Origin of the sequence: Nostoc sp., assembly GCF_036917575.1 — a bacterium.
GTDB lineage: Bacteria > Cyanobacteriota > Cyanobacteriia > Cyanobacteriales > Nostocaceae > Nostoc.
In genome coordinates this window covers 17,678-31,991 of the sequence record NZ_JBALDC010000022.1, presented here as the reverse complement: position 1 = coordinate 31,991, position 14,314 = coordinate 17,678, and the positions used below count along the sequence as shown (strand labels likewise).

The following is a 14,314-nucleotide window of genomic DNA, read 5'->3' as shown; positions in this document are numbered from 1 at the left end:
GGCAGCTATGCTGGAGGCAGAAGGCAGCTATGCTGGAGGTAAAACTATTACTATTCCTAGCTTTCACCCTTTCAAAATGTCCTAACCTGTGTGACTACGGCTATATTAAACCTCAAATACTGCCTTTAGCTCAAATTCAAAACCTTGCTTTGTCAATACTATTTAGTAGCAATGAAAACAAAAAAATTATTCTAGCAGAGGTTTTTTCAATTACAATTTTTAAACTTGTGTTTTTCGAGCAGCTCTTTAACTTGAACGGATACTAAAGGATGTGGATCTTTTTGTAACTGGGGGAGGATTTGCAGGAGAACGCGATATGAAACCATATTTAAGTATGCGATCGCAGCTTCTCTGACAAAGCCGGTGGGATGACGCAAACTCACTAATATCTCAGAACTGGTTAGTCGGATGCGTGTAACTTGAGCATAATGAAAACAGCAAGCTAAACACCAGTCAGAAAGTAAATTACCTAACGTCAGCAATCTGTGGAGGCGATCGCTAACTACCATGTTCTCATATTCTACGATCTTGGCTTCTATAAGATATTGTAATTTTTCTGCCTGTGGTCGGTTATCTAAAATATTCAGCAATAAAGACTTTGAAGGCAAAGTTATAGTATGCTCTAAAATTTCTAAGCCCCGCGCTAAGTTTACCACTGAGAGCGATCGCAGATTGAAGGATGCTGCCTGCATTTTTTCTGGCGAGTAAAGCAGTCTCAGTAATAGTAGCAGCCGCTCTTTCACATCCAATTCTAATTCTAGAAGGGCGCGTTGCAGTAATTCACAGACAATCACAATCCTTTCACTAGATTGATGATTTTCTTTTTGATCTAGTATTTGAAAGTCAATATATGCAGCGTAAATTTCACCTAAAAACTTTAATTCCTGCTTAATTAAATTTTCCACTCGACTTTCATAAAACCGATCTACTAAACCTTTGATTCCTGGTTGTTTGTGTATTTTTAATAAGCTGCGGAGAATATGATCTCTAGTAGTACCCCAGGATGTCTCCAACTTTTCCCATAAAGTCTCCAATGCCTGCTGGGTACCAACTTGAGCAATGGTACGCCAAGCATACATTCGTACTACTTCTGGTTTGTAAATATTGGTCGCCAACCGCAACAGCATTTCTAAAGCTTCATTTTCTAGTCGTACTAGCGCTGACATGGCTGTGCTGCGAGTTGATTTGTAATAAAGTGCTGCAATCAGTGCTGAATAGTATTCTTCTAAATGGGTGGCTGCAATCATTTCTAATACGGCACAGCGCACCCGTAGTGACTCATCTTGTAATAAATTTGGGATATGAATCCGCAATGCCTGCAAATAAACTGCTTCTCTAAGCGCTCTAACTCCATTCATCCGTTCCCGTTCTTGTTTATGAGTCAGCATCCGACGCATGGTTTGAGTAGCTGCTACCTTTTGCATCGGCGTTCCTTGGCGTAAAACTAAAGCGGCGGCGGTGGCGCGGATAAGTGAGTTTTGCCGGGGGTGTAAATATTCTTCTAAGAGGCTTAAATTGGGATTTGGTTCAGCCAGCCAAACGTAACGCAGCGCTAAGGCAAAAACTTCAGGATTAGTTTCTTGGGATTCTTCTAACAAAGGACGGATGGCGGCTAGATAAACCGGATTTACACCTCCCATCAGCATCACTTCTAAACTTTGGCGCTGCAAATCTGGGGTTAACTTTAATAGTAGAGGTGCTAAAACTTCCGCAGCTCCTTGGGAATCAATTTGGGCTAAAAGTTCAATACAAGAGCGCTTATCAGCCTCAGAGCCTTTTTCTGCTAAAGCTTTGACTACACCCTGTTTGAAAAATCGTAAGCCGACATTGGTTGCACTCAACTGACCCCGCGCTACACTCAAGACTAACAGTTCCACATAGCGCGATCGCAATTCCCAAACTACTGTTAGACAAGTGCCAGTTATCAGCATTGTTTCTGCTACCAACACCCATTTTTGTAGTGGTTCCGGTACAAACCGCCCACAAAACAAGATAGTTGCGAAAATTAGCACTCCTGTCAAACCTGTAGCGATCGCTTCGGCTGTTCCACCAGATAAAGTCTGCATCCGGCTGCGAATTGCCTCTGGAATCGGTTGATACAGAATGGGGCCGCTACTCATGACAAAGGTGTAACGCAGAAGTTCGTCGCAGAATTTGACAATTATCAAACCCCAGAAAAAGCTTTGCGATTGGATGGCTGGAATTAAATGTAGCAATACCAGCATTCCTGGGAGTGAAAAGCCGACGGTGATTGGTAAAAGCGTGGCCGTGAAAAATACCCCCATTCGTTCGATGAGGCGGCTGGAAAAAAACCACTGCAACAACAACTCACACAGTCCTAACATTCCACCAAAAAGACCCAAAAAGCTCGCAAGTTCTCGGTCGTCCAAATTGGATTGGAGCTCGCGTAAATACTGAAAATCTATTAACAACCCAATAACTTGCAACAGACCCACAAAAGCAAACAACTGGCAAACGTACCGCTTTAGCGGACTTTTAATGAAACGCTCTCGTGAAGCTTGTTGTTCGGGAACTAGTCTTTGTGGAGTTTCAGGAAAAGCTGCTCGATAATGATGAGTTAAATAGAATAGAATCCCCGATCCTAATAAAATCACCATACAGGCGATGAAGATGATCTTATTCAGTGTGGTGTATTGCAATAGCCAAGGCAAACTAAAGCCACTGATTACATCTGCTACTAAAAGACCACTACTCACGAGTGGGTAAGTTCTTTTAATCTCCCGAATATTAAATATTTGGTTGGCAACAATGGAAGTGTTGAGGTCATTGACCACATAAAGTGCATCTACCCATAACCGCAGTAGAAAAGCTGATATCACTGCCAGGTAGGCAAAATGCGATCCCCAACGTAATACAACTAATAAAATTAATGGCATCAACATGCAAGGTGTGATCGCCACAATTACCCGACGTAAAGGAAAAATCTTTTGCAGCCAAGAGTATAAAAAGACCAGTCCGGCACTCATTACCGCATTAGCAATGTACATCCACGGTAGTAGATGAGTTCCATATTCATCCAAAAACAGCGCCACCGTACTGTCTTCTGCCCACCGCAATCCTACACATACAATTGTGTAGAAAAGAAACATTATCTGGGTTCGTTCACTCTCCTCCGGTCGGAGATTCACCCACTGTAGTAGTCGTGGTAAAGCAACTTTATTTGCAGCCAACCAGTGATTTTTCAGTTCCATGCAGTTTTATTTTCTGGTAGTATCACCGCCTAATGGGGCAGGGGGAGCAGGGGAGGCAGGGGGGCAGGGGTTTTTGTCTTCCTTGTCCTTCATCTCTTGGAAATAGCAAAAGTCCTGAGCAACTGAGTATTATGTTTCCCACTCAGGCTTGAGAATTATCGATTTTAGATAAATTGATACAACCTCACAGCTTTGGGTGCATGTTGCATGGAAACAAAACATCAAAAAATCCCCTAACTTTCTTTTAGCCAGGGGATTTTCAAACTTGGTCTATTAAATAGTTAAAGAATTATTTTTTAGGCGAGATGAGCATCATCATGTTTCGTCCTTCTTTTTTAGGCGCTTGTTGAAGCTCACCAAAAGGCTCCAAATCAGTTGCCATTCGCTTGAGCAAATCTTCCGCTAAGTCGCTGTGTTGAATTTCTCGACCCCGGAACATCACAGTCGCTTTGACTTTATCGCCATCTTTCAAAAAGCGCTCTGCTTGCTTAACACGCACGTTGTAGTCGTGTTCTTCTATTTTGTAGCGCATCTTAACTTCTTTGACATCAGCCGTGTGCTGCTTTTTCCGGGCTTCCCGCGCCTTTTTTTCCTGTTCAAACTTGTATTTCCCGTAGTCCATAATCCGACAAACTGGCGGGTCAGCTTTATCGCTGATTAGCACCAAATCTAGCTCTTTTTCTTCTGCTAGTTGTAGTGCTTCCTGTGGAGGCAAAATTCCCAGTTGAGCACCGTCAGTGTCAATCACCCGAATTTTAGGGAAGCGAATTCGTTCGTTAATTTGGGGCAAATCGCGAGTTCTTTTCTTCTCAATCACAGGCATTATGATTTGTGGGAGCTCTTAAATGAAGGATTTGGTGTGGTCTAAATTGGTATGCCTCAGAGGCAAAATACAGAAGTAACTCAGGACTGAAAACATAGTCTCCAGTTCTAGGGTAACTAATCTATAAAATAGTTGCCTCTTTGTATTTGTCATTTTATTTAGTCTAAAAGAATTTCTCTGCGATAGTTAATCTAAATTAGACAACTTAGACTCATATTAAATATTATTACAATTATTTAGCAAGACTTTTTGCGATCGCGTAACTGCCCACCGTAGGCGATCGCATTGAGTCACATTATCAGGACTAGTACAACACGGCCTAAATAAACATACCATTTCAAATGGAGTAAAAGCCTGAAATACAATTATTATGCATGACTTTTGACTTTCGCCTTGTGGTACTAGCCTTTGAGCCAAATTTAGATTTTGAAAGCTAAATCTCCCAAAACCCGCAAGGTGCAGATTACTTTAAAGCCAATTCCCCACTAAAACATAGGGTGCCCAATAAAATGGATGTTCTTTATCCTTCAAAACAAACTCTTGAGCGCGACGTAGGGCTTCTGCTTTACTTAAATTGGGATTTTTTGTTAATTGTTCATAGAATTTACTCATCAGAACGGAAGTAGATTTATCATCTACTTGCCACAATGAAGCCAGGGTACTGCGTGCGCCGGAACGCACAGCAACACCAGCGAGTCCCAAAGCAGCACGCTTATCTCCACTCGCTGTTTCACAAGCACTAAGAACAAGTAATTCAATTGGAGGTGGTACGCGGTTGGAGCGCCCTACTACTTGTTTTCTAGTTTGCAGTATTTCACGCAACAGTTTAATATTAATCTTGCGATTCCAAGTAAGAATATATGTATCTTCAACTTTAGAACTGAATCTGCCGTGAGTTGCTAAGTGAACTACAGGAAAAGAAACTGAACTGACTTGCTGCTCAATGTTGGTATCAGTAAAAGCTTGGTTGATGAGTTGTTTAGAAGGAATAATAGACTTTATTTGCTCCAATTCCGTAGTGACATTTGATAAGGAACTAAAGCCGAAGCGAGATTCTGTTAATCCGGCGATTAATGCTTCTAATCGTCTTTGTTTTTGTTTGGGTGCTAGCAATTGCAAACCGGGCAAGAGGGCAACGCTGTATTTTTCTATCAAATATTTATTGCCGTCGTAAAGTGCAGCCATTGGGATATTCCGCAACGAACCATCCATCACAAAGACTAGATTTTTGACATTATTTTCCTCTAAGTCTGCAATGGCAGGTTTGATAATCCAGTTGTATACTTCTTGAGAAAGCTCCTCGCGATCGCGAAATGTATAACGTTGTTCTAATTTTTGTCGCAGTGCTTCTAAAATCTTTTCTACTTCAACTTTGGATTTGTAAGTTGTGTAATGCCGTAATTCTTCAGAATGCGGTAATTTGACAATTATTTCGATGCTGTTTGGTAAGATAATTGAGTAAAAAACTGCTGTCACTGAATTAGGATTGTTCACCACTTCCCCAATCTGCGTTGGCTGGATGGTAATACAAGTATCTTGGAAAAAGTTGTCTAATTCAGCCAATTGTAAAGCTTCAATCACCTCACGAGCTTGCTTTAAATTTTTCTGACTGACTTGTTTGGTTACTGCTTTGTCAGTCAACGTTTGATCCGATTGTAAAAGTAATCCTACCAATTGACGATATACTGGTTCTACTTGATCTCGAAAGTCAAATTGAATGTCGGGATTAAGAGCTACCAAATCACCGCGTAAAGTCTGAAGAGTTCCCACTGCTGTGGTGTAAGCTGCTACTGCTCTTTGGGAGTCTCCTTGTACCGAAAGCAGACGTCCGAGTTGCCATTCCCACTGATAAGCAATATCTGGTGCATTTACGATCTGAGCAAGATTTAAAGCTGACTCAGTATATCGCTGTGCGTTTGGCAATTGTTTTTTCATCTCGTAAAATTGAGCCAGATAACCCAGACTATAAGACTCGGCTCGTTGGTCTTTAATGTCTTTGGCTTGTTGCACTGCGGTGTTTAATAGCTCAACAATTTCTTCGGGATTTTGGATTTTAGCTTGTTCCCTCGTTGCTGCTTGGAAATCCTGATTTTGAATTGGGAAATTAAAAACTTCTTTTGTTGTCTGCTTCTGTGCCTTTTCAAGACAAACCAAACTCTGGGCAAAATTTATTCTGGCGTATACTGCGGCTCGACTAGGAGTTAAATTTGAAAGTGCAGATTTAATTGCTCCCAGATATTCGCTCGTCGGTTGTTCCCCAAGAAACTGCAATGCGCTCAAGCGATTGAGTTGGGCTTGTACAGCAATAATCGGAGAACTTGACTTATTAGCGATTTCATGATAATAGTTAGATGCTTTTTTAAAGTAATTGGTATCTTCTGTTTGGGCAGACATTACTGTTTGTCCACACCGCGACGGGAGAAAATTATCCTCTTCAATAGTGCTTTCTTTGATGAGATTTCTCTTGCCCCTTGCGAATGCGGCATTACCTAAACTGAGTAAAGTTGCACTTTCTTCTTGTGGCGATCGCAACTGTTGCGCTACTAGCAAACTTTGCTCCAGCATTTTCTGAGACTTTTCTATATCTCCACTAGCTAGCAGCGAATTTCCAAAACTTCGCAATCCATCTGCTTTTAAAAGCGAGTTTGGCATCGAAATGAGATTTTTTTCTACCTGCTCAAATATTTTCATTGTGCGGCGGTAAAACCCCAAAGATTGGAAAGCTGTAGCCTGGTTAATTAAAGTACCAGTATTACCAGCACTATCACCAATTTCAATATAGGTTTTAGCCGCCTTTTGCCATGATTGCAAAGCATTTTCAACTTGCCCTAATATTAATTGTAAATTGCCTTGAGTGTTGAGAACCAGAGCAAGAATATGTTTTGCGTTACTAGTATTTAAATTTGCTTGCTTTAATAAATCAAGACTAGTTGTAATTGCTACACTTGCTTGGTTCAAATGTCCCAGTTTTTCCTCAGTTAAAGAAAGGAAATTTAACGCCAAAGCTTGGTTGAGTGCGTCATTTTGGGACTGATAAATCTGTGCAGCCTGCTGAAAACTTTGCGCCGCAAAGGCAAATTGTCCTGATTGGTATAAAGTCTTGCCCTTTTGCATCAGTTGTTCAATGCTTTGGGGCACTTCGTTATGGGATATAGAAGTATTGCTAATTGGCTGACTCGATAGAATGGGAACTTTCTCAATAATTGGGACAACGGCAGCAGCCGATAGCAGATGAACACTAAAGCTGAAAGTAAATCCCAGCAAAGCTAACAAGATAATTTGCCACTTGCGAAATCCACCCTTTTTTCTAGCCGTGTCCCAAAAATTAAGTCTTGCCATTCCAATCCCTTCCTAAACAATCATCATTGCCTGATACCGCGTGTCCATTAATTGGCAATTGGCGGTTGACATCCCAATGATGAGCTTCCCACTTTCTGTAGTGTAGCTGTGGAAGGATAAGCAGTGAGTGTCACTTCCCCATTCTGATTAATTATCCACCCCTGCGCTTCCACAATTTGAGTAGGGCGTGAGGAATCATTCTCTCCCTTTATCCCCACAAGAGACTGCGAGTTCCCCTTATCTTTTTCTCCCTCTTTTCCCTTTGGTACAGCCGTGAGTCGCCAATCTTCCCATACCGCATCACTATTAAGTGTGTTGTTCGGAGAGGGAGGTAAACCACCACTTCCGGTATAAGTGAAGCTACTTTTAGCGGTTCTGGCGCAGATATTATCGTCTACTAAACGGGCGACATCAACCACATCTGCTGTTAAAGAAACTAATCCTTTACTAGGGTCTGTATCAAAGGTATTGATTTGTATATTTCCGCTCAAGTCAGAACTTGCTCCTGTTGCAGTAATACTATTTATTAGTGGAAATGATGTTGTTGGAGATTGAAAACCAAAGATTTGAGCGACATTAATTGTGATATTTCCACCACGAAAGTTTTCCGAATCAGCACGAATATTATTATTTTCATTTGCAGCTGCAACAACAAAGGCATTTTTGCCATCGATTGTAATATTTCCACCAGTAATATTGTTTCCAGAAGCTTTAGTGGTGATTTCACTATTACGATGCATTAATAATAAATTTCTGGGATTTAGATTTATATTGCCTTGTCCGGCGATGGTGTCAGCTGAAATTTTGCCTCGGTTGTCAAGATCAATCAAATTAGCATTTACTGTTAAATTGCCTGCTGTTCCATTCCCCTGACTGCTGCTAGATAGTTCAGCGCCATTGGTAATAAAAAGCGACCTAGTTGTAACATCAACATCACCTCCATTGCCCACAGCATTTTCTGCTACCTTACTCTCAATCGTACTTGGCAATCCATTAGCGCTTGCTCCATCAATAGATACCATATCTTGGGCAAACAGATTTATTTTTCCTGCATTCCCTTCTCCCTGCGTGCCTGCGCTCAAGATCCCACCATTTCGCAAAAAAAGTGAGCCTGTATTAATATTAATATCATTTGCCGCACCTGTTCCTAGAGGTAACACAAGACTATAAGCACCACTTCTGTTGTTGTTACTGCTTACACCATCAAATAAAACGAAATCAGTCGCATTGATATTGACACTACCAGCATTTCCATTACCATTTGTACTAGTAGCCAAGCGGGCACCATCAGTAACTTTCAACGATCTAGCAGTGATATTTACATTGCCTCCATTACTATTTGGTTGAATGGTCGCAACTTCGCTGTAAATGCCTCCTGGAAAACCTTCTTTGCTGACTCCACTTAAATTAACGGCATTAGCGGCGTTAATAGTTACACTGCCAGAATTTCCTTGTCCTAGAGTACTTGCTGCTAAAAAGGAACCATCGCTCAGGGTTAAAGAATCCGCTGTAACATCTATATTGCCCCCCTTGCCATTTGCACCTAATTGTACTCTGGTATAAGCTCCTCCCTCAGTTATAAAAGACACATTATCTTTTGCTTTAATACTAATATTACCTCCGTCTCCCTCTCCATAAGTATCAGCTTGGAACGAGGAACCACTGGCAACTGAAAGTGAACCTGTGCTAATGCTGATATTACCTGCTTTACCCTTTATTTGCCCTCCCAACAGGGTTTTTATAGAACTTCCATCTGATAGAGAGACGCTATCGCGGGCATCAATTATCACATTACCTGCATTTCCTTCTTTGCCATAGCTTTCTGCTGTTAATATGGCTTGGTTGGTCAGCTGAAGCGAACCTGTAGAGATTTTTACTATACCTCCGTTGCCTGAACCTTCGCCATAATCTCGTAAACCTACGCTGCTAGCAGCATAACTTTTACTACCATCAAATAGAACCGAATCGGTAGCATCAATTAGTACATTACCTGCGTTGCCTTCACCGAAAGTACCTGCTGTTAAAAATGACCCATCAGTAACCGAAACTGACCTTGCTTGGATTGAAAGGTCATTTCCATTTCCTTGGCCGCCTGGTTGAACTGCGGTATCCGCCTTACTATTATTTGCAAAGGATACAGTATCGCCAGCTTGTATTTTCACACTGCCTGCATCTCCTTTTGCAAGGGTACTGGCACTAAGAAACGAATTATCGTTCAGTGTCAGTGAATCTGTGTTGATTTTTATAATCCCGCCATTACCTTCTCCTTTTTCAACCTGGCTCAAGGCAAAAGAATTATTATAAAAATCAACGGTATTACGAGCATCAATTGTTAAATTGCCAGCATCTCCCGTACCTAAAGTACTAACCTTTAATTGAGAGCCGTTACCAACCAACACAGAATCAGCTTGAATCTGCAAATCTCCACTTTTTCCTATATCTGTAGGTTCTGTAGGTTCTAAAGTAGTCGAGCCAAAACTTCCATCTAGAAAAGAGACTTGTCCACGAGCATTGATATTGATATTGCCGGCATTACCTGGACGCAGCAAGGAATGATCGCCCAAGGAACGAGTGTAAATTCCAGATCCACCCTTTACGGACAATAAGCCAGTAGCAATATTAATATCACCAGCATTGCCGCTACCATTCGTTCTAACTTGGTTTCTAATTTCGCTTCCCTCTTCTATTCTGGTTGCTTCCGTGGCGTTAAGAGTAATATTTCCTGCTTTTGCAGTTACCGATCCTAAATTTGCCTCGATACCACCATTGAGTGCACTTCCTTTTAACAAATCTATGTTGCGTGCGTTGACTGCAATACTACCACCACTCTCATAAGAAACATTAGCGATCGCACCATTATTCAAAAATACATCACTTCTGGATAATTCAGGTACTTGAGTAGTAAAAGTGTCGCCATTAATAGCAAGATTTATACTTCCTGGAGCAGCTAATCCTGCTAATTCGATTCGTCCACCATAAGCATTTAATTGCCCATTATCCATCGATACATTACCACCGATTAGTAATAAGCTTTTACCATCAGGTACTCGCAAACCGTATGTATCAAAACCTGCTAAATGAGGACCAGCAGGTGCAACTGAGTTATTTTGAATTGCTCCTGTAGGGATTTGGTTGTATAAAAAAGCTGAAGGGTTAATCGTCAGTAACGATGAAGGTGCTTCTGGATTTGTAGCGCTGAAGCTGCCTAGACTACCGAATTGTAAAGCGTTGGCTGTTGTTGCAACAAAAGAACCACGAATATCTAAGCTGCCATTTTTTCCAAATACAATTCCATTCGGATTAAGTAAGAATAAGTTTGCTTTCCCGTTAAGATTAGCACGAATTAAGCCATCAATATTAGAAATTGAATTACCTGTTACTCGTGTCAGGATGTTCTGAATATCTGGTAAATTATTGAAAAAAGCAGTAGTTCCATTGGGAACAGAAAACTCAGAGAAACTGTGAAATAGATTAGTGCCTCTTGTCGTTCCACCCTCAATAATTCTGGTGTTGCCATCTAATTTGACAGTAGAATTATTCGGCAGAGTACCATCCGGTGTGATTTGGGCGATCGCGCAATTAGCAGAGAATATGATTGTACCAGCGAACTGACAAGTTAGGACTTGGGCGATCGCAATTTCTAATCCTCTAAAGCACCCAAAACGCAGATATTTTTTCAAAATTGTATTCCTCTAAAAAAATAGAAAATGTTTTTGCAGATATCCAATGCGATTTCCCCATGTTAGAAAGTACAACATGGTGCGATCGCTTCGGTAGAAATATCTTCCAACCCCACAGAATCCAACAAATCTTTCCAATCAGTTGCCAAGCTTGCATCTTGGCTTTGGCGAGTGCGAAGTTCTCCTAAAGTAGTTAGAGCGTCTTGCCAAATACCTGCTTGAGCATAAAGAGCTACTCGCTGACGTGGGGTTGCTGTCTGTAAGCGACGTGTTAATTCATCTTTTGGGACAATGCGTTCCACTAATCCTTCAACTGCTATATCTTCTGAGCGGCTTTGCGGGTTACAATCAATTAAAAAGTACCAGTGATAATATTGTCCAATTTCCAGGGGTTTCTCTGTTGTCGGAACACTAATCCTAATCACTCCTGGTGTGTTGGATAAACTAATCGGAATTGGTTCTTTGGTAAGAGAGTTATTTTTTTCATCCAATAAGACAAATTTCACTGAGTTGATATTCTTGGGTAAATAGGGAACGTAAAACCAAAAAGTTGGATGTTTATCTGTGGTTAAGCTTAAAACATATTGTGTGGTATCTTTGCCTGTTATTGCTTGCTTCTGATTTGCAGTTTTTGATACTAAAGGTACTAAGGCGGTAAGAGGTTTGTTCGTAACTGAGCTAACTGGGCAATCACCGCGAGTTCCTGCACCTCTTCTGTCTCTTGGTGCACCCCGATTTTCTGGTTGTCTATCTAAGATTGGCTGAACAAAATTTATTTTTGTCGTGTTTGATTGCTGAGATTGTGCTGATAATTGCGTAATATTAACTAACAAAAAAGTTGTACTCAAAAAGAATGCTTTTAGTGGTGAAAGAAAGTTGATTTGAGTCATGATCAAATTTTCAATTATTTATAGTTATTTTTATGAATAATTTTTCGCACTTTTTACACTGATTCCAGTGATTATTAATCCCAGTGCAGAGGGAAGAAATGGCATCCAACCTCCATGTAGCAAGAGAATAAAACAGCAACCGTAGAGGATGAGTAATTCAGCACTGATGACAATAGCAAGTTTTAATAGTGACCGACTGTATACAGCTAATATTCCGGCTACCAAAGACGTACCGCAAATCCCCAGGATTTCACCCCATGCAGGTAAAACCCACAACAGTGGTCGCTTGTCTAAAACAGCACTTAGAATTTGACTTAGCATGTGTGCGTGAAGCAGTACCCCTGGAATTTCCTGGTTGGGGGTAGTTGCCATACTGTATGGTGTAAGAAAATAGTCTTTAGCGCTTTGTGAGTCAACGCCAATCAAAACAATCTTATCTTTTACCCAGTCGGGGTTGAATTGATTATTCAGGACTTGTGCGACAGTGATTTGTTTTGCAACCTCCCGCGAAGAGCGATAATTGAGTAGTATTTGATGTCCTCCGGCGTTAAATTGTTGATAACCACCTGTAGGGACATCTATAGGTTTAAAAACTACTTTGCCAAGCTGCAAGTAGCCGTCGTCAGTAATATGGAATTGGATGTTTTGTTTGGCTAAATATTGTTGTGCGAGTTGGAAGTTAAGGGAGTAGCGCGACTTGCAATTTGATTCCGGTTCTGGTGTCATAGATAGTAGATGACGACGGATTACCAAATCGCTATCAAATACAATATCACTAAAACCTATACGACTAGGTGGAATTTCTGGTGGTGGTGATATCCCAACCGCTTGCTGTTTGCTACCACTAACTTGACAGATACCAATAAAGTTGTTGTTTGTTCGCAAACGAGTCGCTAAATCTGCATATTGAGAATCTACCGGAAAATCTCGATAAATATCTAAACCAATGGCTCTTGGTTTGTAAAGTGACAATTTTTGCAATAGTTGTTGTAGCGTATTATCTGATAGTGATGATTTTTGTCTTTGTTGTTGAGCCTGAATATCTGCTTCGGTGACAGTAATCACTAAAAGACGTTTATCTGCACCTTCATCAGGTCGCATCCGCATCATTGAGTCGAAAGCTGATAGTTCCCATTGTTGCATGAAGCCGAGCGATCGCACTCCCGTAATTAAGCTGGCGACCAAGACACTCACTAAAAATGTGGTTTTCAGATTCCGCAGTGTCAATTTTGGGAAAGCAGTTATGTTAGTTTCACCAGATAATTCTTGCCAAGTTAAAGTCTCTTCCGCTATATTTTGATAAATCACAGGTAGCCAAGAAGCACCAGGAAATTCCTCTTCCAAACCCTGTAATCTTGAACGTGCATAACGCACAGCTAAATAGAAAGATTGACCTTCAGAAAAAGCTCCCAAGAAATATTTCACAAACTCTTGTGCTATAAAGTCGGGTATTTCTTCCCGCATGACAATAATTTGGTTAATTTGCAAATCAATTAACTGTCGCGCTAATCCCAAACCATCACAAGAATTAAAAATAGCTATTTTTAAGCCGCGTGAAATTGCGTAACTCAACGCATTTTTCAACTCGGTTATCGTTAAACTACTAGTTTTATTTATATATATCCGACCACGCTCATCTTGGCTATGACTGTGGCCTGCAAAAAACAGTATATCCCAGCCTTGTTCATCCCAAAGCCACTTATCTAATTCCTGACGTGAAGGCTCTACTAAAAATACTATTGATGCATTTGGTAATTGTTTTAAAATATTTCGATCTTGCTGAATATCAATTCCTTGACTATTACCCAAAATTGCCAATATTCTAACTTTATTTGTTTTCTGTTTGGGTAGTGGTCTGACTCGCTCATATTTGGGAGTACTTACAGCAACTTCGCAGAATTGATAATGCTCGATAAAATTCCATAAATGCCAAGGTAGCCGTTGCAAAAGATAATCGCTAGCTTCAATAATAACTTGAAATTCTTCATCTAAAGCTAATTTCTCTCGTAATTTCTGATCTATTGGGCGAAATAAATCAGAATTTAACCAAGAATTGATTGCTTCATATAACTGTTTTTGAACTTCACTAAAATCTACTTCACTAACGTTATTTAAACCTGTCGATTCTATTTCGAGTCCTGAACGGTTCACGAATCGTTTATAAAGTGCTTGATATATTAATTGAAAGCGTTTATAGAGTTCAGCTATGTTTGGTGCAGGAGGTAAACTAGCTGTAAACTTTATCGGACGAGAGTTGTTAGTTTCCCACAATTGTGCAGTTACAGGGAAAAAGCCATCATTTAAGTTACCTTTTTCTAAGCTGATAACAATTAACTTACTCATCTTTAATTATCAAATAGCTATGATTTA

At 40.5% G+C, this 14,314-nt stretch carries 6 protein-coding genes; all 6 read right to left on the bottom strand.

The annotated features are described in order from the left end of the window. Window positions 1-206: 206 nt before the first annotated feature. A complete protein-coding gene (locus tag V7K79_RS05245) occupies window positions 207-3,212 on the bottom strand; it encodes an MFS transporter (RefSeq protein WP_335045355.1) in 3,006 nt (1,001 codons plus the stop codon). 289 nt (window positions 3,213-3,501) lie between these two features. Continuing rightward, complete coding sequence (gene infC, locus V7K79_RS05240) at window positions 3,502-4,035, bottom strand: translation initiation factor IF-3 (protein WP_335045353.1); 534 nt, start codon at window positions 4,033-4,035, stop codon at window positions 3,502-3,504. 468 nt (window positions 4,036-4,503) lie between these two features. Beyond that, window positions 4,504-7,374, bottom strand: coding sequence for a CHAT domain-containing protein (locus V7K79_RS05235; protein WP_335045351.1), 2,871 nt, complete (start codon window positions 7,372-7,374; stop codon window positions 4,504-4,506). Window positions 7,375-7,421: 47 nt separating this feature from the next. Next, the gene (locus V7K79_RS05230; RefSeq protein ID WP_335045349.1) at window positions 7,422-11,054 is read right to left on the bottom strand and encodes a two-partner secretion domain-containing protein; all 3,633 of its coding nucleotides are present in this window, start codon (window positions 11,052-11,054) and stop codon (window positions 7,422-7,424) included. Window positions 11,055-11,116: 62 nt separating this feature from the next. Next, complete coding sequence (locus V7K79_RS05225) at window positions 11,117-11,944, bottom strand: DUF928 domain-containing protein (RefSeq protein ID WP_335045348.1); 828 nt, start codon at window positions 11,942-11,944, stop codon at window positions 11,117-11,119. A gap of 30 nt (window positions 11,945-11,974) precedes the next feature. Continuing rightward, entirely contained in the window at window positions 11,975-14,287 is a 2,313-nt protein-coding gene (locus V7K79_RS05220) for a CHASE2 domain-containing protein (RefSeq protein ID WP_335045347.1), read from the bottom strand. Between the last annotated feature and the right edge of the window lie 27 nt (window positions 14,288-14,314).